Annotated in this window: 20 protein-coding genes and 1 tRNA gene; 15 read left to right on the top strand and 6 right to left on the bottom strand. The window is 63.2% G+C overall.

Features of this window, described 5'->3' with window-relative positions; genetic code table 11:
* Positions 1–2: 2 nt before the first annotated feature.
* The 8 genes from APT63_01660 (at position 3) to APT63_01625 (ending at position 8,991) form a co-directional block, all read left to right on the top strand.
* Complete coding sequence (locus tag APT63_01660; protein AMA44425.1) at positions 3–809, top strand: rRNA methyltransferase; 807 nt, start codon at positions 3–5, stop codon at positions 807–809.
* 142 nt (positions 810–951) lie between these two features.
* Positions 952–1,332 carry a Co2+/Mg2+ efflux protein ApaG gene (locus APT63_01655; protein AMA44424.1) on the top strand — a complete coding sequence of 127 codons (381 nt, stop codon included), beginning with the start codon at positions 952–954 and terminating at the stop codon, positions 1,330–1,332.
* The gene (locus tag APT63_01650) at positions 1,332–2,210 is read left to right on the top strand and encodes a diadenosine tetraphosphatase (protein AMA44423.1); all 879 of its coding nucleotides are present in this window, start codon (positions 1,332–1,334) and stop codon (positions 2,208–2,210) included. The genes APT63_01655 and APT63_01650 overlap by 1 nt, the downstream gene beginning before the upstream one ends.
* On the top strand, positions 2,210–2,539 hold the full coding sequence (locus APT63_01645; GenBank protein ID AMA44422.1) for a thiosulfate sulfurtransferase: 330 nt from the start codon (positions 2,210–2,212) through the stop codon (positions 2,537–2,539). Before APT63_01650 ends, APT63_01645 begins: the two co-directional genes overlap by 1 nt.
* Before the next feature lie 278 nt (positions 2,540–2,817).
* Positions 2,818–4,740 (top strand): serine protein kinase PrkA, encoded by a 1,923-nt coding sequence (locus APT63_01640; protein ID AMA44421.1) that lies wholly within the window; start codon positions 2,818–2,820, stop codon positions 4,738–4,740.
* Positions 4,741–4,921: 181 nt separating this feature from the next.
* A complete protein-coding gene (locus tag APT63_01635) occupies positions 4,922–6,196 on the top strand; it encodes a hypothetical protein (GenBank protein ID AMA44420.1) in 1,275 nt (424 codons plus the stop codon).
* Positions 6,193–7,752, top strand: a complete 1,560-nt coding sequence (locus APT63_01630) for a SpoVR family protein (protein ID AMA44419.1) — start codon at positions 6,193–6,195, stop codon at positions 7,750–7,752. The genes APT63_01635 and APT63_01630 overlap by 4 nt, the downstream gene beginning before the upstream one ends.
* 54 nt (positions 7,753–7,806) lie before the next feature.
* Complete coding sequence (locus tag APT63_01625; GenBank protein AMA44418.1) at positions 7,807–8,991, top strand: multifunctional CCA tRNA nucleotidyl transferase/2'3'-cyclic phosphodiesterase/2'nucleotidase/phosphatase; 1,185 nt, start codon at positions 7,807–7,809, stop codon at positions 8,989–8,991.
* Positions 8,992–9,009: 18 nt separating this feature from the next.
* Here APT63_01625 and APT63_01620 read toward each other — a convergent pair whose 3' ends face one another.
* Together APT63_01620 and APT63_01615 are read right to left on the bottom strand one after the other, a co-directional pair.
* Positions 9,010–9,531, bottom strand: coding sequence for a 2-amino-4-hydroxy-6-hydroxymethyldihydropteridine pyrophosphokinase (locus APT63_01620; protein ID AMA44417.1), 522 nt, complete (start codon positions 9,529–9,531; stop codon positions 9,010–9,012).
* Complete coding sequence (locus APT63_01615; GenBank protein ID AMA44416.1) at positions 9,522–9,878, bottom strand: dihydroneopterin aldolase; 357 nt, start codon at positions 9,876–9,878, stop codon at positions 9,522–9,524. Before APT63_01615 ends, APT63_01620 begins: the two co-directional genes overlap by 10 nt.
* 74 nt (positions 9,879–9,952) lie before the next feature.
* Between APT63_01615 and APT63_01610 the strand changes: the two genes are divergently transcribed.
* Positions 9,953–10,522 carry a glycerol-3-phosphate acyltransferase gene (locus tag APT63_01610; protein AMA44415.1) on the top strand — a complete coding sequence of 190 codons (570 nt, stop codon included), beginning with the start codon at positions 9,953–9,955 and terminating at the stop codon, positions 10,520–10,522.
* Positions 10,523–10,539: 17 nt separating this feature from the next.
* Here the strand turns inward: APT63_01610 and APT63_01605 are convergent, their stop codons facing one another.
* The gene (locus APT63_01605; protein ID AMA44414.1) at positions 10,540–11,565 is read right to left on the bottom strand and encodes a tRNA N6-adenosine(37)-threonylcarbamoyltransferase complex transferase subunit TsaD; all 1,026 of its coding nucleotides are present in this window, start codon (positions 11,563–11,565) and stop codon (positions 10,540–10,542) included.
* 203 nt (positions 11,566–11,768) lie between these two features.
* Here APT63_01605 and rpsU point away from each other — a divergent pair, with 203 nt between their 5' ends.
* The 5 genes from rpsU (at position 11,769) to APT63_01580 (ending at position 20,176) form a co-directional block, all read left to right on the top strand.
* Positions 11,769–11,984, top strand: a complete 216-nt coding sequence (gene rpsU, locus APT63_01600) for a 30S ribosomal protein S21 (GenBank protein AMA44413.1) — start codon at positions 11,769–11,771, stop codon at positions 11,982–11,984.
* A gap of 280 nt (positions 11,985–12,264) precedes the next feature.
* Positions 12,265–14,247, top strand: a complete 1,983-nt coding sequence (locus APT63_01595; GenBank protein AMA44412.1) for a DNA primase — start codon at positions 12,265–12,267, stop codon at positions 14,245–14,247.
* 67 nt (positions 14,248–14,314) lie between these two features.
* Positions 14,315–16,165 (top strand): RNA polymerase subunit sigma-70, encoded by a 1,851-nt coding sequence (locus APT63_01590; GenBank protein ID AMA44411.1) that lies wholly within the window; start codon positions 14,315–14,317, stop codon positions 16,163–16,165.
* Positions 16,166–16,341: 176 nt separating this feature from the next.
* Positions 16,342–20,085, top strand: coding sequence for a diguanylate cyclase (locus APT63_01585; GenBank protein ID AMA44410.1), 3,744 nt, complete (start codon positions 16,342–16,344; stop codon positions 20,083–20,085).
* Positions 20,086–20,099: 14 nt separating this feature from the next.
* A tRNA-Met gene (locus tag APT63_01580) sits at positions 20,100–20,176 on the top strand.
* 122 nt (positions 20,177–20,298) lie between these two features.
* On the opposite strand, the gene APT63_01575 is transcribed toward APT63_01580, so the two are convergent.
* The 3 genes from APT63_01575 to APT63_01565 form a co-directional block, all read right to left on the bottom strand.
* Positions 20,299–21,495, bottom strand: coding sequence for a phosphatidylinositol kinase (locus APT63_01575; GenBank protein ID AMA44409.1), 1,197 nt, complete (start codon positions 21,493–21,495; stop codon positions 20,299–20,301).
* Complete coding sequence (locus APT63_01570; GenBank protein ID AMA44408.1) at positions 21,495–21,746, bottom strand: XRE family transcriptional regulator; 252 nt, start codon at positions 21,744–21,746, stop codon at positions 21,495–21,497. The genes APT63_01575 and APT63_01570 overlap by 1 nt, the downstream gene beginning before the upstream one ends.
* Positions 21,747–22,225: 479 nt before the next feature.
* Positions 22,226–22,405: a hypothetical protein gene (locus tag APT63_01565; GenBank protein AMA44407.1), complete on the bottom strand. Its 180-nt coding sequence runs from the start codon at positions 22,403–22,405 to the stop codon at positions 22,226–22,228.
* A 313-nt stretch (positions 22,406–22,718) separates the two neighbouring features.
* Here APT63_01565 and APT63_01560 point away from each other — a divergent pair, with 313 nt between their 5' ends.
* Positions 22,719–23,180 carry an AsnC family transcriptional regulator gene (locus APT63_01560; protein ID AMA44406.1) on the top strand — a complete coding sequence of 154 codons (462 nt, stop codon included), beginning with the start codon at positions 22,719–22,721 and terminating at the stop codon, positions 23,178–23,180.
* The last annotated feature ends 423 nt before the right edge of the window (positions 23,181–23,603 follow it).

Here is a 23,603-nt window from a genome sequence, read left to right as displayed (position 1 = left end):
GCATGAACGAGCATTACCAACACCGGGCGCGCAAGCGCTTCGGGCAGAACTTCCTGCACGACGCAGGCATCATCGACCGCATCCTGCGTGCCATCAACGCCAAGCCTGGCGAGCACCTGCTGGAAATCGGGCCGGGCCAGGGCGCCCTGACCGAAGGCCTGCTGGGCAGCGGCGCACAACTGGACGTGGTGGAGCTGGACAAGGACCTGGTGCCGGTCCTGCAACACAAGTTCGGCGTACGCGACAACTTCCGCCTGCACCAGGGCGATGCCCTGAAGTTCGACTTCAACCAGCTGGGCGTTCCATCGCGCAGCCTGAAGGTCGTGGGCAACCTGCCGTACAACATCTCCACGCCGTTGATCTTCCACCTGCTGCAGCATGCGTCGTTGATCCGTGACATGCACTTCATGCTGCAGAAGGAAGTGGTCGAGCGCATGGCGGCCGGCCCTGGCGGCGGCGACTGGGGGCGGCTGTCGATCATGGTGCAGTACCACTGCCGGGTCGAGCACCTGTTCAACGTCGGCCCCGGTGCCTTCAACCCGCCGCCGAAGGTCGACTCGGCCATCGTGCGCCTCGTTCCCCACGAGACGCTGCCGCACCCGGCCAAGGATGCCCGCCTGCTGGAGCACGTGGTGCGTGAAGCCTTCAACCAGCGCCGCAAGACCCTGCGCAACACGCTCAAGGGCGTGCTCGACAGTCAGGCCATCGAAGCGGCCGGTGTGGATGGCAGCCTGCGGCCGGAACAGCTCGACCTGGCCGCCTTCGTGCGCCTGGCCGACCGACTGGCGGACCAGAACGCCTCTGCCTGACCCCTCCCCGTCCGCAGGCCTTCGGCTGCGGACGTCTGCCCTGCGGGCCACCGCCTGCCCGCATCGCTGGCCTATCCCCCCCGCAATGCCCTAGACTGCCTGGACAGCCCCCTTCGCGTCTGCTTGTCCAAGGCCCCTTCGAATGTCCGACCCCCGTTACCAGATCGACGTCAGCGTCGTGACCCGTTACCTCACCGAACAATCCGATCCCGACAGCGATCGCTACGCGTTCGCCTACACCATCACCCTCAACAACCGTGGCTCGCTCAAGGCGCGGCTGATGACCCGGCACTGGCTGATCACCAACGGCGATGGCGAGGTCGAGGAGATTCGCGGCGACGGCGTGGTCGGCCAGCAACCGGTGATCGAACCCGGCGGCAGTCACACCTACAGCAGTGGCGCGGTGATCGGCACCCACGTTGGGGTCATGCAAGGCAGCTACGAGATGCATGCCGAAGACGGCCATCGCTTCGAAGCGACCATCGCGCCCTTCCGCCTGGCCATCCCCGGAGCCTTGCACTGATGGCGGTGTACGCCGTTGGCGACCTGCAGGGCTGCCTGCAGCCGCTCAAGTGCCTGCTCGAACGCGTCCGCTTCGATCCGAAGGTCGACCGCCTGTGGCTGGTCGGGGACTTGGTCAACCGCGGACCCGAGTCACTCGAGACCTTGCGCTACCTGTACGGTATCCGGGACTCGCTGGTGTGCGTGCTCGGCAACCATGACCTGCACCTGCTGGCCGCCTGGCACGACGTCGGTCGCCTGAAGAAGGGCGATACGCTGCGCGAGATCCTGGACGCCCCCGATGCGCCGCAACTGCTCGACTGGCTGCGCCGCCAGAAATTGCTGCACTACGACGAGGCGCGCGGTGTGGCCATGGTCCACGCCGGCATCCCGCCCCACTGGACCCTGGGCACGGCGCTGGAGCTGGCTGCAGAGGTCGAAGACGTGCTGCGCGACGACACACGCCTGAAACTCTTCCTCGAAGGCATGTACGGCAACGAGCCGAACAAGTGGAGCAAGCGGCTGACGGGCGTGGAGCGTCTACGCGTGATCACCAACTACCTCACGCGCATGCGCTTCTGCACCGCTGAAGGCAAGCTCGACCTCAAGAGCAAGGAAGGCCTGGGCAGCGCACCGAAGGGCTACAAGCCCTGGTTCGCCCATGCCGGTCGGCGCTCGCGCCATGTGAAGATCATCTTCGGGCACTGGGCGGCCCTCGAAGGCCGCGTCGAGGTGCCTGACGTGATCGCCCTGGACACCGGCTGCGTGTGGGGCGGCGCCATGACCTTGTACAACGTCGATACCGGCGACTACCATCGCTGCGAATGCACCGACCAGGGCATGCCCGGCAGCACCCCTCTTCCACCGGCCCAGGCGGGCCACTCCGAAGGACACCGCTGATGAGCGAGTTCAAACGCATCCCTCCCGAAACAGCCAAGGCCTTGCGCGAAGACGGCGCCGTGGTCGTCGACATCCGCGATGTCCAGGCCTATGCCGCCGGTCATATCCAGGGGTCGACACACCTGGACAACCACTCGGTCGCCGACTTCATTCGCAACGCCGATCTCGACGCGCCCACCGTGGTGGTCTGCTACCACGGCAACTCCAGCCAGAGCGCCGCGGCCTACCTGATCGGCCAGGGTTTCTCCGACGTCTACAGCCTCGACGGCGGTTTCGAGCTGTGGCGCAGCACCTACCCCCAGGACACCGCCCGCGACGCGTCCGAATAAATTTTCATCTTGCCTCAGCCCGCATGTTACGCGGGCTGGCGCGCTTCCAGACGGCGCGGTGGGACACGTTGTCCGGCGCACGACCTTGACCTCTGAAATTACCAACTATCCTTAAGCGCAGGCCATCCAGGAAAGGGGAGAGCCGGTACACCGGCGCGCGGGTCATCGGTCAGTGTTCTACAGGTTCTGGGGGGTAACAGCGATCGGCTCAGTCGTTCGTCTGCCAGCATCCGCTGAATGATCCGGCGTCGGCTCCACGTATCGAGCGAGGTGACGTCATGAGTATCTTTAGCCACTTCCAACAACGTTTCGAGTCAACGCGCCAGGAAGAAATGTCCTTGCAGGAGTACCTCGAACTCTGCAAGCAAGACCGCAGTGCCTACGCTTCGGCATCAGAACGCCTGTTGATGGCGATCGGTGAGCCCGAGCTGATCGACACCTCCACCAACTCCAGGCTGTCGCGGATCTTCTCCAACAAGGTGATCCGTCGCTACCCGGCCTTTGCCGACTTCCATGGCATGGAAGAGTGCATCGACCAGATCGTGTCGTACTTCCGCCACGCCGCCCAAGGCCTGGAAGAGAAGAAGCAGATCCTCTACCTGCTCGGCCCGGTCGGCGGCGGCAAGTCGTCGCTGGCTGAAAAGCTCAAGCAACTGATGGAAAAGGTCCCGTTCTACGCGATCAAGGGCTCGCCGGTCTTCGAGACGCCCCTGGGCCTGTTCAATGCGACTGAAGACGGCGCCATACTCCAGGAGGAATACGGCATCGACCGCCGTTACCTCAACACCATCATGTCGCCGTGGGCCACCAAGCGCCTGCAGGAGTTTGGCGGCGACATCTCCAAGTTCCGGGTGGTCAAGCTGTACCCGTCGATTCTCAACCAGATCGCCGTGGCCAAGACCGAACCGGGCGATGAGAACAACCAGGACATCTCGGCCCTCGTGGGCAAGGTGGATATCCGCAAGCTCGAGGAATTCCCGCAGAACGACGCCGACGCCTACAGCTATTCGGGCGCACTGTGCCGGGCCAACCAGGGTCTGATGGAATTCGTGGAGATGTTCAAGGCGCCGATCAAGGTCCTGCACCCGTTGCTCACCGCCACCCAGGAAGGCAACTACAACAGTACCGAAGGCCTGGGGGCGATCCCCTACTCCGGCATCCTGCTGGCCCACTCCAACGAATCGGAATGGCACAGCTTCCGCAACAACAAGAACAACGAAGCCTTCATCGACCGTATCTACATCGTCAAGGTGCCGTACTGCCTGCGGGTCAGCGACGAGATCAAGATCTACGACAAGCTGCTGGTCAACAGCTCGCTGTCCAAGGCCCATTGCGCCCCCGACACCCTGAAGATGCTGGCGCAGTTCACCGTCCTGTCACGGCTCAAGGAGCCGGAAAACTCCAACATCTATTCGAAGATGCGGGTCTACGACGGCGAGAACCTCAAGGACACCGACCCCAAGGCCAAGTCGATCCAGGAATACCGCGACTCGGCAGGTGTCGACGAGGGCATGAACGGGCTTTCCACCCGCTTTGCCTTCAAGATCCTGTCCAAGGTGTTCAACTTCGATTCGGTCGAGATCGCCGCCAACCCGGTGCACCTGCTCTATGTGCTCGAACAGCAGATCGAACAGGAACAGTTCCCGGCCGAAGTGCGTGAGCGCTACCTGCGCTACCTGAAGGAATACCTGGCACCTCGCTACGTCGAGTTCATCGGCAAGGAAATCCAGACCGCCTACCTCGAGTCCTACAGCGAATACGGCCAGAACATCTTCGACCGCTACGTGCTGTACGCCGACTTCTGGATCCAGGACCAGGAATACCGCGACCCGGAAACCGGCGAGATCCTCAATCGCATCGCGCTCAACGAAGAGCTGGAGAAAATCGAGAAGCCGGCAGGCATCAGCAACCCGAAAGACTTCCGTAACGAGATCGTCAACTTCGTGCTTCGCGCCCGTGCCAACAACAACGGCAAGAACCCGACCTGGCTGAGTTACGAGAAGCTGCGCGTGGTGATCGAGAAGAAGATGTTCTCCAACACCGAAGACCTGCTGCCGGTCATCAGCTTCAACGCCAAGGCCAGCAAGGAGGACCAGCAGAAGCACAACGACTTCGTGACCCGGATGGTGGAGCGTGGCTACACCGACAAGCAGGTCCGCCTGCTCTCGGAATGGTACCTGCGCGTCAGGAAATCGCAGTAACGGAAGCGGCAAGCGGCAAGCGAGCGTGGCGTACGCCATGCACCCGACAGGGTCATGCCTGCCGCTACGCCACCTGAGCACGTCGTGACGACGTCTGCGATAGCGACACCTGCGTTTTCTTGCAGCTTGCGGCTTACCGCTTGCAGCCCCCAGCCCCCGTGCCGCTGCATCCGGAGGATCCATGAGTTACGTAATCGACCGACGCCTGAACGGCAAGAACAAGAGCACGGTCAACCGCCAGCGGTTCCTGCGGCGCTACCGTGACCACATCAAGAAGGCCGTCGAAGAGGCGGTCAGTCGTCGTTCCATCACCGACATGGAGCACGGCGAACAGATCAGCATCCCGGGTCGGGACATCGACGAGCCCGTGCTGCACCATGGCCGTGGAGGACGGCAGACGGTCGTGCATCCCGGCAACAAGGAATTCGTGACGGGTGAGCGCATTCCACGTCCGCAAGGCGGGGGTGGAGGCGGCAGTGGCCAGGGCAAGGCTGGCAACGGTGGCGAGGGCATGGATGACTTCGTGTTCCAGATCACCCAGGAAGAGTTCCTCGAGTTCATGTTCGAGGACCTCGAGCTGCCCAACCTGGTCAAGCGTCACCTGACCGGCATCGATACCTTCAAGACCGTGCGCGCAGGCATCAGCAGCGAAGGCAACCCCTCGCGCATCAACATCGTCCGCACCCTGCGCTCCGCCCATGCCCGACGCATCGCGCTCACCGGCAGCAGCCGCGCCGCCCTGCGCGAAGCCCAGGCCGAGCTGGCCCGGCTGAAAGTCGAGGAGCCCGACAACTTCACCGACATCCAGGCGATCGAAGCCGAAATCGCACGCTTGAGCGTGCGGATCAATCGTCTGCCATTCCTGGACACCTTCGACCTCAAGTACAACCTGCTGGTCAAGCAACCCAACCCCAGCTCCAAGGCGGTCATGTTCTGCCTGATGGATGTCTCGGGGTCGATGACCCAGGCCACCAAGGACATCGCCAAGCGCTTCTTCATCCTGCTGTACCTGTTCCTCAAGCGGAACTACGAGCGCATCGAAGTGGTGTTCATCCGTCACCACACCAGCGCCCGGGAAGTGGACGAGGAAGAGTTCTTCTACTCGCGGGAAACCGGCGGCACCATCGTCTCCAGCGCCCTGAAACTCATGCAGGAGATCATGAGCGCCCGCTACTCGGCCAGCGACTGGAACATCTACGCCGCACAGGCCTCGGACGGCGACAACTGGAACGACGATTCCCCGGTCTGCCGGGACATCCTGGCCAAGCAGATCATGCCGCACGTGCAGTACTACACGTACGTCGAGATCACGCCCCGCGAACACCAAGCCCTGTGGTACGAATACGAGCGCATCGCCGACGCCTTCGCCGACAGTTTCGCTCAGCAGCAACTGGTCTCGGCCGGCGACATCTACCCGGTCTTCCGTGAACTCTTTCAGCGCAGGTTAGCCACATGAGCGCCAGAGAACAGCGACGCCAGCCGATCTCGACGGGGTCCGAGTGGACCTTCGACCTGATCCGCACCTACGACCGTGAAATCAGCCGCCTGGCCGAGCGCTATGCGCTGGACACCTATCCCAACCAGATCGAGGTGATCACTGCCGAACAGATGATGGACGCCTATGCGTCCGTCGGCATGCCCCTGGGCTACCACCACTGGTCCTACGGCAAGCAGTTCCTCAGCACCGAGAAGTCCTACACCCGTGGGCAGATGGGCCTGGCCTACGAGATCGTGATCAACTCCGATCCGTGCATCGCCTACCTTATGGAAGAGAACACCATGTGCATGCAGGCACTGGTCATCGCCCATGCCTGCTATGGCCACAACAGCTTCTTCAAGGGCAACTACCTGTTCCGCACCTGGACCGATGCCAGCTCGATCATCGACTACCTGGTGTTCGCCAAGCAGTACATCGCGCAGTGCGAGGAGCGCCATGGCATCGATGCGGTGGAGGACCTGATCGACTCCTGTCATGCCCTGATGAACTACGGGGTCGACCGCTACAAGCGTCCCTACCCGATTTCCGCGGAAGAAGAACGTCGGCGCCAGAAGGACCGTGAAGAGCACCTGCAACGACAGATCAACGACCTTTGGCGCACCATCCCCAGAAGCGCCGAGAAGATCAGCGAGCACGACGAGGCGCGCTTCCCGGCCGAGCCACAGGAGAACATCCTCTACTTCATCGAGAAGCATGCCCCGCTGCTCGAGCCCTGGCAGCGCGAAGTGGTGCGCATCGTGCGCAAGATCGCCCAGTACTTCTACCCGCAACGGCAGACCCAGGTGATGAACGAAGGGTGGGCGACGTTCTGGCACTACACCCTGATGAACGACCTGTACGACGAAGGGCTGGTGACCGACGGCTTCATGATGGAGTTCTTGCAGTCCCACACCAGCGTGGTGTTCCAGCCAGGCTTCGACAGCCCCTACTACAGCGGCATCAACCCTTACGCGCTGGGCTTCGCCATGTACACCGACATTCGCCGGATCTGCGAGCACCCTACCGAGGAAGATCGACGCTGGTTCCCCGACATCGCCGGCAGCGACTGGCTGGCCACCGTCAAGTTCGCCATGAGCAGCTTCAAGGACGAGAGCTTCATCCTGCAGTATCTGTCGCCCAAGGTGATTCGCGACCTGAAGCTGTTCAGCATTCTCGACGATGATCAGCGCGATGACCTGACGGTCCCGGCCATTCACGACGATGACGGCTATCGCACCATCCGCGAGAGCTTGGCGGCGCAGTACAACCTGGGCAACCGTGAACCCAACGTGCAGATCTGGAGCATCGACCGGCGTGGCGATCGCTCGCTGACCCTGCGCCATCAGCAGCACAACCGCAAGCCGCTGGGCGAGTCGACCGACGAGGTCCTCAAGCACCTGCACCGCTTGTGGGGCTTCGGTATCCATCTGGAGTCCGTGCAGGGCGACAAGGTCGTCAAGACCCACCACATGCCTTCGCAGAACGAACGCGAGGGTGGCGAGCTGCGCCCGCCCAGTGGTATCGCCCACATCTGAATGCGCCCCCTGGCGGCCGACAGGGTATCCTGTGGGCCGCACTGGAGGTGACACATGCACATCTACAAAGTGGGCGGCGCCGTGCGCGACCGCTTGCTCGGCTTGCCCGTGAGCGATATCGACTGGCTAGTGGTAGGCGCCAGCGTCGAACAGATGCAGGCGCTCGGCTATCGTCCCGTGGGCGCGGACTTTCCCGTCTTCCTTCATCCTGCCACGGGCGAGGAATACGCGCTGGCCAGGACCGAGCGCAAGAGTGGGCGCGGCTATGGAGGGTTCACGTTCCACGCCAGCCCCGACGTCACGCTCGAACAGGACCTGATGCGCCGGGACCTGACCATCAACGCCATGGCCGAAGACCCGCAGGGCGTGCTGCACGATCCCTACCACGGCCGCCAGGACCTCGAACGACGCTGGCTGCGCCATGTATCGCCGGCCTTCGCCGAAGATCCCTTGCGCGTGCTGCGCGTGGCCCGCTTCGCCGCGCGTTACGCGCCCCTGGGCTTTCGGATTGCCGACGAGACCTTGGCCTTGATGCGCCAGATCAGCGACTCGGGAGAGCTGCACGCCCTGACCGCCGAGCGCAGCTGGAAGGAGATCGAACGGGCCTTGATGGAAACCCAGCCCCAGGTGTTCATCCAGGTGTTGCGCGAGTGTGGAGCACTGGCGCACCTGATGCCCGAACTGGATGCGCTGTTCGCCCCGGTGGCTTCACGCGGGGAGCGGACTCTGGCCGTGCTGGCACAGGCGGCGCGTGACGAGCAGCCCTTGCCGGTACGTTGGGCGTGCCTGCTGCATCACATCGGATGCACGGACCCGGATGCCTCTGATCAGGCCGACCTGAGTGCCATCGACGCCGTCAGCCGACGGTTCAAGGTGCCCCGGGAATGTCAGGAACTGGCAGCGCTGGTGGCTCAGTTCCAGGGAGAAGGTCATCGCGCTTTGACGCTGTCGGCCGAAGCGCTGCTGGAGATGCTGCAGCGCTTCGACGTCTACCGTCGACCTCAACGCTTCGAGGCATTCATTGAAGCCTGCCAGACCCAGGCACGGGCCGCTGCCGATTCAAGATCAGAGGATTACGCGCCGGGTGATTACCTGCGTGGCGCCGCTACTGCAGCGCGCGCCGTGCAGGCCAGGCCCCTGGTCGAGCGAGGCCTGACAGGCCCGGCGCTGGGCGAAGCGATGAAGGCCGAGCGACTGGCGGCGCTGGACGCCTTCAGGCGTGCCCACGGCGAAGCCTGAAGGCTACCTACGGCGCGGTCAGTCGGCGTGCAGGACCGGCGTCAGCGGCTGGCCGCGCCATTGGAACGGCACGGGCTTGAGCACCTGGTCGATCCGTGCCTGCGCCCACAGTTCGGCCAAGGGCTTGCCCACGACCGGGTGCACCACATTCGGGGCGATCAGCGACAATGGCCACAGGACGAAGGCATTTTTCAGGATTTCGGCACGGGGCAGGACCAGGCCGTCGAAGGTGCCGTTCAGGTCGTCGAACATCAGCACATCGATGTCCAGGGGCAGGCCCTTGCGGTCCGGTGCATAGCGACCGTTGTCGGCCTCGATGAACTTGAGCCGGCGGTCCAGCTCTATCAGCGGCAACCGCGTCTGGCCGGTCACCACCAGGTTGTAGAACGGCCCGCTCTTGATGCCCACGGCCTGGCTCTCGAACACCGGCGAGCAGCGCATGCCGTCGAGGATACCGGCCAGCGCGTCGAGGCCCGCGCACAGGTGCGTCTCGCGCTCGACGTTGCTGCCCAGCCCCAGGTAGACGGTACTCACAGACATCCGCGTTCGATCTCCACACCCACCCCACCACGCGCAGCCGGCACCGCGCCAGGCTTGGTCAGGCGCAGGCGCAACCAGGGGATGCCAAACTCGGCCATCAGGACCGCCGCCAGACGCTCGGCGAAGGTCTCGACCAGCTCGAAGCGGGCCTGCTCGGCGAATGCCTGGATGCGCGTCGAGACACTGGCATAGTCCAGCGCCAGGCTCAGGTCGTCGCCCGCCGCGGCGGGCCGGTTGTCCCAGGCGAAGCTCAGGTCCAGGCGCAGGCACTGACGAATGTCGCGCTCCCAGTCATAGGCGCCGATCACGGTGTCGACTTCCAGGCCTTCGATGAACACTCTGTCCAAGCACTTCTCTCCACAGCACGACAAGGGCGACGGGCGCCGTTAGAATCAGGGCGTCCTCGCCCGGAATAGTTAGCATGTTTTGGTCATTGGCGCTGCTCGCCTATTTGCTCGGCTCGCTGTCCTTCGCCATTGTGCTGAGCCAGCTCAATGGCCGACCCGACCCGCGCGTCAATGGCTCCGGCAATGCAGGCGCCACCAACATGCTACGCCTGGCCGGACGCAAGTTGGCGATCCTGACGCTGCTGGGCGACCTGTGCAAGGGGCTTGCGCCGGTACTGATCGCGCGCCAGGTCGGCCTGGACCTGCAGGCGCAGACCTGGATCGGCCTGTGCGCGGTGCTCGGCCACCTGTATCCACTGTACTTCCGGTTCAAGGGCGGCAAGGGCGTGGCTACGGCGGCCGGCCTGCTGCTGGGGGTCTATCCACCCGCCGCGCTGTTGGCGATGGTGGTCTGGTCGCTGACCCTCTACCTGACCCGCACCAGCTCGCTGGCTGCCTTGATCGCCACCCCGCTGATCCTGCCATTGCTGGCCTGGCGCGAGCCGGACGCCCTGTTGCCGGCGACCGTGCTCACTGTACTGATCGTCTGGCGCCACCGTCGCAACCTGCGCGACCTGTTCTCGGGTCGTGAACGACATTTCTGACCTCGACACCGGGAGCGTCAGAGCGCAGGCAACTGCTCCATCGGCCAGCGCGCCTGCACGCTGATCGCCAGGTCCTGACGCTGCCCGGCCAGCAGTCGCTGGCAACCGGCGTAGGCGATCATCGCGCCGTTGTCGGTGCAGAACTGCGGGCGTGCGTAGTAGACGGCGCCCTTGAGATCGCCCAGCATCTGCTCCAGCGACAGACGCAGGGCCTTGTTGGCGCTGACCCCACCGGCGATGACCAGACGCTTGAGGCCGGTCTGCTTGAGCGCGCGCTTGCACTTGATGGTCAGGGTTTCGACCACGGCCTGCTGGAAGGCCAGGGCCACGTCGCAGCGCGTCTGCTCGCCGTCATCGCCAACCTGCTGGCAGTGCTGCCAGGTGTTGAGGGCGAAGGTCTTCAGCCCGCTGAAACTGAACGCCAGGCCCGGACGGTCGGTCATCGGCCGAGGGAACACGAAGCGCCCCGGGGTGCCCTGCTCGGCCAGGCGCGCGATCTCCGGCCCGCCCGGGTAGTTGAGGCCCATCAGCTTGGCGGTCTTGTCGAACGCCTCGCCCGCCGCATCGTCCAGGCTTTCACCCAGCAAGGCGTACTGACCGATACCATCGACGCGCACCAGCTGGGTGTGCCCACCGGACACCAGCAAGGCGACGAACGGGAACTGCGGCGGCTGCGCCTCGAGCATGGGCGCCAGCAGGTGGCCTTCCATATGGTGCACACCGATCGCCGGGATGCCCCAGGCGAACGCCAGTGCCTGGGCACACGAGGCACCGACCAGCAGGGCACCGACCAGTCCAGGGCCGGCGGTGTAGGCGATGGCGTCGATGTCGGTGGGTACGCGCCCTGCCTCTTGCAGGACCTCGCGGATCAGCGGCAGCATGCGCTTGACGTGGTCGCGCGAGGCCAGCTCGGGCACCACGCCGCCATAGACGCGGTGCAGGTCGATCTGGCTGAACAGCGCGTCGGCCAGCAGGCCACGCTCGCTGTCGTACAATGCGACGCCGGTTTCGTCGCATGATGTTTCCAATCCCAGTACTAGCATGGGTCCCGTGCCTGTCGGCGGCTCAATTCGAAGGCGCGCATGATAGTCCGCGTGTCGGGTGCCGACCAGCGGTTTTCGATCAGAGGCTTTGCATTCCGGCGCGCCAGGGGTTAACATCCGCAACCCTTGAAAACCGACGTTCTCCAGCGCACCTTTTGTTCAGGAGTAACGTCCACCCCGGTAATGAATTAAGGTAGCCCTGGATGCCAGCCGTCAAAGTTAAAGAGAACGAACCCTTCGACGTAGCTCTGCGTCGTTTCAAGCGCTCCTGCGAAAAAGCCGGTGTACTGGCTGAAGTTCGTAGCCGCGAGTTTTACGAGAAGCCGACTTCCGAGCGCAAGCGCAAGGCTGCTGCAGCCGTCAAGCGTCACGCCAAGAAAGTCCAGCGCGAACAGCGCCGCGCCGTTCGTCTGTACTAATACAGGCGTTCATCGCACAGCTTCTGCCCTGCCCGGTCATGCACCGGGCCGATGGCAGCGGTCGATTCAAGCCTTGGGCCATGCGCCTTGGGTGCCCCGGCAGAAGCCAGCGGGCAAGCGGTATTCTACGTCAGAGCTGGTCCATGACCAGTCGTGCACGTCCTCACTGACGGGCCTTCGTGGCTGCCGGCGAGCACACCTCCCCTCATGTATTTAGCATCACTCGCCTCGAACCGCGTTTTCGCGCTTAGACTTGCAGTTGCCAGATGACGAGACTGCCATGGCCGGGCTGATTCCCCAGAGCTTCATCGACGACCTTCTCAACCGCACCGACATCGTCGACGTGGTGAGTTCGCGCATCCAGCTGAAAAAGGCCGGCAAAAACCATTCGGCCTGCTGCCCGTTCCACAAGGAAAAGACCCCGTCCTTCACCGTCAGCCCCGACAAGCAGTTCTACTACTGCTTCGGCTGCGGCGCCGGTGGCAACGCCCTTGGCTTCATCATGGACCACGACAACCTGGACTTCCCCCAGGCCGTCGAGGAGCTGGCGCGTGCGGCCGGCATGGAAGTGCCGCGCGAGGACAGCCGACGCGGGCAGAAGCCGCGACAACCGGTGGACTCGCCGCTCTACCCGCTACTGGAAGCCGCGGCCGAGTTCTACCGCCAGGCGCTGCGCAGCCACCCGACGCGAAAGTCCGCGGTCGACTACCTCAAGGGTCGCGGCCTGTCCGGCGAGATCGCCCGGGATTTCGGCCTGGGCTTCGCTCCGCCTGGCTGGGACAACCTGGGCAAGCACCTGGGCAGCGACAGCTTGCAGCAAAAGGCCATGATCGATGCCGGCCTGCTGATCGAGAACGCCGACAGCGGCAAGCGCTACGATCGTTTCCGTGACCGGGTGATGTTTCCGATCCGCGACACCCGTGGCCGGGTCATCGCCTTCGGTGGCCGCGTGCTCGGCGACGACAAGCCCAAGTACCTGAACTCGCCGGAGACGCCGGTCTTCCACAAGGGTCAGGAGCTGTACGGGCTGTACGAGGCGCGCAAGTTCAACCGCAACCTCGACGAGATCATCGTGGTCGAGGGCTACATGGACGTCATCGCCCTGGCCCAGCAAGGCCTGCGCAATGCCGTGGCGACCCTGGGCACGGCCACCAGCGAAGAACACCTCAAGCGCCTGTTCCGGGTGGTGCCGCACGTGCTGTTCTGCTTCGACGGCGATCAGGCCGGGCGCAAGGCCGCCTGGCGTGCGCTGGAGTCGACCCTGTCGAGCCTGCAGGACGGACGGCGTGCGCGCTTCCTGTTCCTGCCCGAAGGCGAGGACCCCGACACCCTGGTGCGCGCCGAGGGCACCGATGCCTTCCGGGCCCGCATCCAGCAGCATGCGCAACCCCTGGCCGACTACTTCTTCGAGCAGCTGAGCCTGGAGGCCGACCCCCGCTCGCTGGAGGGCAAGGCGCACATGGTGACGCTGGCCGCGCCGTTGATCGACAAGGTACCCGGGGCCAACCTGCGCGCCTTGATGCGCAACCGGCTCAAGGAAATCACCGGCCTGGACCTGCAGCAGATCGAAGAGATGGCCCAGCGCGCCCCTGCCGACAGCCCACCCGGCTACGAGCCGGGGCCGGACTATGGCGCACCGCCCGGCTACCTGCCCGACACGGACGCGTTCGACCCCTATGCCTTCGATCAAGGCGCTGCGCAGCCCGCCTGGGCGACGCCCTCGGCCGGTGGCAAGAAGCCGTGGGACGGCAAGCCCTGGGACAAGAAGGGCAAGAAACCCTGGCAGCGCGACGGCCAGCGCCAGGAGGCGCCGCCCCGTGTGCCGGCCCCCGTGGAGCCGCCGACGCTGGCTGCCCTGCGCAGCCTGCTGCATCACCCGCAACTGGCCAGGAAGGTCGAAGATGCCAGCCATTTCGCCGCCGAGGACCACCTCTACGCGCAATTGCTGGTGGCCCTGCTCGAAGCCTTGCAGAAGAACCCTGACCTGCGTTCGCTGCAGTTGATCGCACGCTGGCACGGTACCGAACAGGGGCGGTTGTTGCGGGCCTTGGCCGAGAAGGAATGGCTGATCGACGCCGACAACCTTGAACAACAGTTTTTCGACACCATTACTCGATTGTCCGCCCGTCAGCGCGAACGATCCTTGGAACATCTGCTCAGGAAAGCGCGTCAAAGCGACTTGAGCGCGGAGGAAAAGAACCAGCTGCGCGAACTGCTCAGCCGGAACATCTCTGCACAAAACCCGACCTCATCTGGCGCGTGAGGTCCATGCTCGGGTATAATCCTCGGCTTGTTTTTTGCCCGCCAAGACCTTCAGTGGATAGGGTGTTATGTCCGGAAAAGCGCAACAGCAGTCTCGTATCAAAGAGTTGATCACCCGCGGTCGTGAGCAGGGCTACCTGACTTACGCGGAGGTCAACGACCACCTGCCCGAGGATATTTCAGATCCGGAGCAGGTGGAAGACATCATCCGCATGATCAACGACATGGGGATCAACGTATTCGAGAGTGCTCCGGATGCGGACGCCCTTCTGTTGGCCGAGGCCGACACCGACGAAGCTGCCGCTGAAGAAGCCGCCGCTGCGTTGGCAGCCGTTGAAACCGATATCGGTCGCACCACCGACCCGGTGCGCATGTACATGCGTGAAATGGGTACCGTCGAGCTTCTGACGCGTGAAGGCGAGATCGAAATCGCCAAGCGCATCGAGGAAGGCATCCGCGAAGTGATGAGCGCCATCGCGCACTTCCCGGGCACCGTCGACCATATCCTCAGCGAATACGAGCGTGTCACCACCGAAGGTGGCCGCCTGTCCGACGTGCTCAGCGGTTACATCGATCCCGATGACAACATCGCCACGCCGAACGAAGAAGCGCCTCAGATCGCCGCCAAGGCCGCCACGGCCAAGGACGACGACGAGGAGGAAGAAGAGAGCGACAACAGCAGCGACGACGAGGAAGAGACCGAGAGCGGTCCTGACCCGGAAATCGCTCGCCAGCGCTTCGGCGCGGTTGCCGAGCAGCTCGAGCTGACCAAGAAAGTCCTGAAGAAGCACCCGCGTGAAAGCAAGGAATCGGTCGAGGCCCTGTTGGCGCTGACCGACCTGTTCATGCCGATCAAGCTGGTGCCCAAGCAGTTCGAAGCCCTGGTCGAGCGCGTCCGCGGCGCCCTGGACCGTCTGCGCGCCCAAGAGCGTGCGATCATGCAGCTGTGCGTACGTGATGCGCGCATGCCACGTGCCGACTTCCTGCGCCTGTTCCCGGGCAACGAAGTCGACCAGACCTGGAGCGGCGACCTTTCCCGTCGCAGCACCAAGTGGGCGGCTGCACTGGGCGAGAAGGACGCGGCCATCGTCGCCTGCCAGCAGAAGCTGATCGACCTGGAAGCCGAAACCGGCCTGACCGTCGCCGAGATCAAGGACATCAACCGTCGCATGTCGATCGGTGAGGCCAAGGCACGGCGCGCCAAGAAGGAAATGGTCGAGGCCAACCTGCGTCTGGTGATCTCCATCGCCAAGAAGTACACCAACCGCGGCCTGCAATTCCTCGACCTGATCCAGGAAGGCAACATCGGTCTGATGAAGGCGGTGGACAAGTTCGAATACCGTCGTGGCTACAAGTTCTCGACCTACGCGACCTGGTGGATTCGTCAGGCCATCACCCGTTCGATCGCCGACCAGGCACGCACCATCCGTATTCCGGTGCACATGATCGAGACGATCAACAAGCTCAACCGTATTTCCCGGCAGATGCTGCAGGAAATGGGGCGTGAACCGACGCCGGAAGAGCTGGGTGAGCGCATGGAGATGCCCGAGGACAAGATCCGCAAGGTCTTGAAGATCGCCAAGGAGCCCATCTCCATGGAGACGCCGATCGGTGACGATGAAGACTCCCACCTGGGCGACTTCATCGAGGACTCCACCATGCAGTCTCCGATCGACGTGGCCACGGTCGAAAGCCTCAAGGAAGCGACCCGCGACGTGCTGTCGGGCCTGACCGCGCGTGAAGCCAAGGTCCTGCGCATGCGCTTCGGCATCGACATGAACACCGACCACACGCTGGAAGAGGTCGGCAAGCAGTTCGATGTGACCCGCGAGCGGATTCGTCAGATCGAAGCCAAGGCCTTGCGCAAGCTGCGTCACCCGACGCGCAGCGAGCACCTGCGCTCGTTCCTCGACGAGTAACTGGCGCCACGAGGCACCTTGAAGAGCCCACTCCTGGTAGTGGGCTTTTTTATGGGCGCTTCTTGACGATCACGATGCCCAGCGTGCGAAAAACCCTCTCCAGTTGGCGTTTCTGTCACTCTGGCAGAACGATGCACGTCTACACTCGAAACAGTCCAATTGATCGAGACCCCAGAATGCCCTTTTTGCCGGCCCTTCTGTTGCCGCTCCTGCTGGTATGGAGCGCGACCGCCGGCGCCCTTGCCCTGACAGATGAAGAACACGCCTGGCTCAAGGCGCACCCGCGCGTGCGCCTGGGCGTAGACAGCGCTTGGCCGCCGTTCGAGTACCGTGGCCAGGACGGTCGTTACCAGGGATTGGCTGCCGACTATGTAAAACTGATCGAAAAACGGTTGGGCATTCGCTTGGAACCCGTGCAGGCCAGTGATTGGCCGCAGGTCATCGAGCAGGCGCGTACCCAGCAGGTGGACGCGCTGCCCAGCATCATGCCAACGGTGCAGCGCCAGCGGATCCTGACCTTCACACGTCCGTACCTGGACTTCCCCATCGTGATCCTGGCGCGCGACGGTGGCCCGCAGCCGCGCCACATCGACGACCTGCTGGGGCTGCGTGTCGGTGTTTTGGCCAGCCGAGCCCCGTATGAGCTGCTGCACGACAGTGGCCTGGCCATCACCCTGGCCCCCATGCCCAATGTCGGCTCCGCCCTGCAAGCCCTGGCCACCGGCGAGGTCGATGCCGTGGTCAGCGACCTCGCCTCCAGCATCTGGAGCCTGCGCCAGTTGAAACTCAACGGGCTGCACGTCAGTGGCGAGACGCCCTTGCGTTATCAGCTGGCGATGGCCGTGCCGCGTGGTCAGGAGGTGCTGGCCAGTATCCTCGACAAGGCGATTGCCGACCTCGATCCGGCTGAAGTCGCCGCCCTGCAACAGCGCTGGGTGGGCGATGTGGTGGACCAGCGCACGTTCTGGCACGACTCGCTGGTGTATGGGCTGCCCGGCATCGTGCTGTTGCTGATCATGTTGCTGACGGTCATCCGCACCAACCGCAAGCTCACCTCGGAGAACGCACGGCGCATTGCCCTGGAAAAGGAGCTGCGCCGTAGCGAGCACCATTACCGCGGACTGGTGGAAGGCCTGTCCGCCATCGCATGGGAAGCCGACGCCGAGCACTTCACGTTCGGCTACGTGTCACCGCATGCCGAGGGCCTGCTGGGCTACCCGCTCAACGAGTGGCTCAAGCCAGGCTTCTGGCAGGCCATCCTGCACCCCAGCGATGCCAGCTGGGTCCTCGCGTTGTGCCACCGGGAAACCGCGGCAGGCCGGGACTTCAGCTTCGATTGTCGACTGGTCCGTGCAGACGGCCAATGCCTGTGGGTGCACACGGTGATCGACCTGATCGAGCGTGGCGACCGCCCCTTGATGCAAGGGCTGCTGATCGACATCAGTGAAGCCAAACGGACCGAGACCGCCCTGCGCCTGTCGGAGCAGAAGTTTTCATCGGTCTTCGCCCAATGCCCGGACATCCTGGTCATCGCCCGGCACAGTGACGGCGCGCTGCTGGAAGTCAACAAGGCGTTCGAGGAACAGATCGGCTTCCGGGCCGAGCAGGTCATTGGTCGCACGCCCACCGAACTCAACCTGTGGGGCACCGACGACACTGCCCCCGCCCTGCTCGCCCGCCTGCAGGCCGGCGGCATCCGCAACCTGGAAATGACCTTCCGCCGCAGCGACGGCGAGCTGTTCACCGGCCTGACCTCGGCCGAGAACTTCCAGCTCGACAACATGCTGGCCTCGGTGGTGACGGTGCGCGACATCACCGAGCTGAAGCAGACACAGCAACAGCTGCAGACCTCCGAAGAGAAGTTCGCCAAGGCGTTCCATGCGTCTCTCGATGGCCTGCTGCTGACGCGACAGCACGACGGCCTGTTGATGGAGGCCAACGACGGCTTCCGTCGCCTGACCGGACACCGCGTCGATTCGAGCAGCGAGCAGACATCGGTGGACATCGACTTGTGGGTGAACCCCGACGACCGTCTGCGCATGATCGAACGACTCGATCGCGATGGTTTCGTCCGCGACTTCACCGCCCTGATCCGCCGCAAGGACGGCGAAATCCGCTTGTGCGAACTGTCCGCACGGCCTCTGCCCATCGGGGGCGTGGACTGCATCCTGACCATTGCCCGTGACGTCACCGAGCGGCACCTGATGCAGGAAAAACTGCACCTGGCCGCCACCGTGTTCGAGAACACCGCCGAAGGCGTGCTGATCACCGACACCGAACAACGCATCACGGCGGTCAACCGCGCCTTCAGCGAGATCACCGGTTACGGCGAGCTGGAAGCGCTCGGCCAGACCCCCAGGCTGTTCGCCTCCGGCCAGCACGACAGCGCCTTCTACGCCGCCATGTGGCACCAGCTCAACGCCGAAGGCCACTGGCAGGGCGAGATCTACAACAAGCGCAAGAACGGTGAAATCTACCCCGGCTGGCTAACCATCAGCGCCGTACGCACCACGGAGCGCGAGCTGACCCACTTCGTGGCAGTGTTCGCCGACATCTCCAGCATCAAGCACGCCCAGGCCAAGCTCGACCACCAGGCGCACCACGACTCGCTGACCGGTCTGCCCAACCGCGCCCTGTTCGAGAAACGCCTGCATGCCACCCTCGCCAGCGAGCAGACCTCCAACCGCCAGGGCGCCGTGCTGTTCCTCGACCTGGACCGCTTCAAGCACATCAACGACAGCCTCGGCCACCCGGTCGGCGACCTGCTGCTCAAGGGTATCGCCCATCGCCTCAAGGAGCAGGTGCGCGACGTCGATACCGTGGCACGGCTGGGCGGCGACGAGTTCATCATCCTGCTGCCCGGCCTGCACAAACCAAGCGACGCCAGTGCCATCGCCGACAAGCTGCTGACCTGTTTCCACGCACCGTTCCAGGCCGGCGAGCACGAGTTCTTCACCAGCGCCAGCATCGGCATCAGCCTGTACCCCCAGGACGGCACCGACGTCGCCACCCTGATCCGCAATGCCGACGCCGCCATGTACCGCTCCAAGGCCAAGGGCCGCAACCGTGTCGAAGCCTACACGCGCGACCTCACCGTGCAGGCCAGCGAACGCATCGCGCTGGAACACGAACTGCGCCGCGCCATCGAGCGCGGCGAACTAAGCCTGCGCTTCCAGCCCAAGCTCAGTCTCAAGACCCAGACACTGGTCGGCGCCGAAGCCTTGATCCGCTGGACCCACCCCACCTTTGGCGAGGTGTCGCCCGAGCACTTCATCGGCCTGGCCGAAGAGAACGGCAGCATCCTGCAGCTGGGTGACTGGGTGCTGGAGCAGGCCTGCCAGCAGATGCAGGCCTGGAAACAGCACTACCAGCCCTTCGGCCCGCTCTCGATCAACCTGGCCGGTGCGCAATTGCGCCAGACCCAACTGACCGCACGCATCGAGCACCTGCTCGAGCGCTATCAGCTGAATGCAGGCGACCTGCAACTGGAAATCACCGAGAACTTCATCATGAGCCAGGCCGAGGAAGCCCTGGCGATCCTGTACCAGCTCAAGGACCTGGGCGTGCAGCTGGCCATCGACGACTTCGGCACCGGCTACTCCTCGCTCAGCTACCTCAAGCGCCTGCCGCTGGACATCCTCAAGATCGACCAATCGTTCATCCGCGGCCTGCCGGACGACCCCCACGACGCAGCCATCGCCCGGGCCATCATCGCCCTGGGCCGGAGCATGCAGCTGACCATCATCGCCGAGGGCGTGGAGAACCCGGCCCAGCAGCAATTCCTGGCCGATGAAGGGTGCGAGCAGATCCAGGGGTACATCGTCGGGCTGCCGATGCCAGCGGAAGAATTCGCCCAGACGTTTCTACGCATAGCATTTTCCGATCTTTCGGATGGCACCTACCCTCAACCGCCGTTATAATCGGCCGACCACTGGGGCCTATAGCTCAGTCGGTTAGAGCAGAGGACTCATAATCCTTTGGTCCACGGTTCGAGTCCGTGTGGGCCCACCATCTTTGAAGCCGCGCCTTGCGCGGCTTCATACGTTTCAGATCCCTCTGATCACGTTGATTGTTCCTGGCCACAGGCCTCGCTATCGATCACGGCAACATGCTGTCTTAAGACGCGATAGGCATCAACCAAACGTCTGCAAGAACAGTTCGGCACAGCGTTTGATCGCAGCGACCACATCAGGCGCCTGCTCGCGCAGCTCGGGTGATCGATCCAGTACCCGTTCCAACGCAGCCAACTGCCCTCGAATCACCTCTTTCGGATGCTCCACGTTACAGATCTGGGCAAAATCCAGTAGCCCCTGGCGTGAAGCGAACAGCGACTTGTTGCCCACCAGATCGAGCGCCAGAACATCCTGTGGAAGGTAGGCGGTTGTGTTGACGATGTCATAGGCAGGCGCGAGCCGGGCCGTGTGCTGGGTCGGCTCGGTGTACAGCAATCCGAAGTTCTTCAAATGGGCATCACCATTGCCGACGATGCAGCTCAAGCTCACGATAGCGAACAATTGCTCCAGCGACTCGCTCACGTGGTCAGCACTGCAGAACATACGTATCGCCTTCGCGATGGCTGAGTAGCTCTTGCTGTATTTCTGTCCGGTCGTCAGCCCCATCAGAACCGCCATGTCCTCGAAGCCAAGGGGGTTGAGCTCTTCGTCTCGGTCGAAGCGGCGCATCACGAACAGCTTGGCGTTATCGGACAAATAGAATTCGGGCACTGCGATTCCGGCCTCCCGGGCTACGGACATGCAAAGGAACTCGTTGATCGCCAGGCCTGGGAATTCATCCCTGCCGCTTTTGATGATGAGGTCAGACGTTTTCGACGTGAAGCGCTGCGGCATCGAGTCCTGGTGCTCTGGCACCAGCACCTTTGGCTGCACGCCCGAAATCCCGGCGCGCAGGATATAGCGGTCCACTAAACCGGCAAAGATATCCTCAGCCCCGTCCCAGGCAAGGATTTCATCCAGCCGTTCTCCCGGAAACTGCTGCCGCTGCAACAATGCATCGACTTCGAGCGAGCTGACCGCGACTCGTCCTATGGGCGAACTGCTGCCGGACAATGCCAGAAGCAACATAGGGTCAACAGGCGTTACCTTGGCCAGGCGGTTGCGCAACTGCTCCAGAACGTAACCTTCCGGCAGGTTCATCTGAAAGATCGGATGCAGTTCGCGGTGGTGGTAGTCGTCCAGACGTACAGGCATGAGCAGGCTGATCGCCGCCTGCGCCCTCGCGTCGTCGTGATAGCGAAACAGATAGTCGCCTGATCTGACGAAGACTTTCCCGCTCTCGCCTTGTGGTGTCATCACCTGAAGCGCAGTGTCCATCAATCGAAGATTCCATTAATTTCGTCGAGAGTAGGCAGGACCGCAGGGGTGACGGTGAACTCACAACCTAGGGCCCCTAGCGCACGCGCGTAGGTTGCCATCCCTACCGAAAGGTCACCTTTTTCGATGGCGACGATTTTCTGCCGTGTAACGCAGGCCAAGGCAGCAAGCTTGGCTTGCGTCAGCCCACGGTTGACTCGTCGTTGTCGAATCTGGGTACCAAGACGAGTAGCGATCAGTTCGTAGTCCATGTTCTGAATACGTGACATTTGGTCGGATATGTACGGTATACAAGACTTTACGAAAAATCAAAGTTGTGTCGTATCCAATGATTGCACTTTACGACGCAACGGGTGGCAGCCGTACGCGGGGTGAGAACCGGCGATACAGGAGGCTGACTCCGGCCAGGCAATGCCTGCTCGCGCACGGCTCCCATGACAGCATGCCTTCTAACAGAATCGGCGTGGCCTCACGCCCGATCGCCAAGGTTGCGGCGGCGGGAAGACTTTAGCGACGAACGCCTATCCTGGCAGCCAGACCTTGGAGACAGTGGACGTGGGATAGGTCCGAAGGGTATGGATCGCTGTAGGAAAGAGGCCAAACGCGAGAGGTAATTTCGGAGAGGATCGCTCGCTCGGCCTATCCGTTGTCGATGTCCAGCCTGATGTCGATACCGCACTCATCGCATGGGCGCCCTCGGCGCACGCCCAGCGCGCGCATCCTCTTGCTTTCACACCTGCGCCACCCTGTACCGCGTACTACGCCCTCCCCCCGGCAGCTTCACCAGACACCCCTTCTGCACCAGATCGCTCAGATGCCGTGTCGCCGTCGCTTTCGAGACCTTCGCCACCGCCTGGTACTGCGCGGCGTTGAGGCCTTCCTCGAAGCCCCGTTCTCCGCCATCGAGCAAACGATTGAGGACCTTGATCTACTCTGCTGAAAGCACTTGCCCACGGTACACGTGCCAGAACCGGGCTTTCGTTAACACCCTTTCGATGTCTCGAAAACCAGGCCATTCAGATTGCTGCCATATCCACAAAGGCGCACTCATGACGTGTTCTCACGCGACGGAACAAGCCAGTCATTGTATTCGGCTCATCCGATGAGCCGAATAGCCGCGCTAATCGGCTCACGGCCGAGTCTCTTCAGGCAACACACGCTCAGACACTTGCCGATCTGAACCAGTACGCCGTACGGTATCGCCTTCCCCATCGAGCCTTCCCATGTCCGACCTGCACGCTATCCCCCTGGACGACATCGACCGCAAGCTGATCGATCTCCTTCAACTCGACGCCCGCGAGACCGTCGCCAACCTCGCCCGACAGCTTGGTATCGCCCGGACCACGGTGGACGCGCGCCTGACACGGCTGGAACGGGCCAAGGTCATCACGGGGTATGGGGTGCGGCTTGGTCGGCGCATGAGCGAGGGAGGCTTGCAGGCTTACGTCGGGATCAGTGTCAGGCCGCGGTCGGGCAAGGAGGTGGTGCGCCGCTTGAGCGCCATGGGGCAGGTGCGGCAGCTGTGTGCGGTCAGTGGGGAGTATGACTATGTGGCGTGGCTGCGCAGCGATTCGCCCGAGGCGCTGGATGAGCTGCTGGACCAGATCGGTATGGTCGAGGGGGTGGAGCGGACGACCACGTCGATCATCCTGAGTCACAAGGTGGATCGGGGGGAGCCGGTGTGAATTCGTGGGGTGGCGGAGCGTTTTGGCTGCGCTGGATGGGTGTGCCTGATCGGTCGGTGGTGTTGGATTTGCGGGCCCTAGCGGGCCCGATCGCGGCACAGGGGCCGCTCCTACACCCGTAGCCCTACCGCAGGGTTGCAGGCTATCGCGGTCACCTGTAGGAGCGGCCCCAGTGCCGCGATCGGGCCCACAGGGCCCGTAAAACCAGCGCTCTCATTTCCTCCAGGTTCATCACCCAGGATTAGCCCCCGCTTCCCCTGCAAAACCAAAGCGGTTCGTCACTTTCACCCACCACCTCGTCACAACGCTAAAAACCCACACAATCCGCCATCACCTTTCGTCTTACTTCCCACGCCCTCCCCCTCTAACCTGTCACTCAGCCCTACCTATACTCATTCCATCCCGCTACCCCGCCCAAGGCCA

Origin of the sequence: Pseudomonas monteilii (genome assembly GCA_001534745.1) — a bacterium.
Lineage (GTDB): Bacteria > Pseudomonadota > Gammaproteobacteria > Pseudomonadales > Pseudomonadaceae > Aquipseudomonas > Aquipseudomonas alabamensis.
This window is presented reverse-complemented; position numbering and strand designations above follow the sequence as displayed.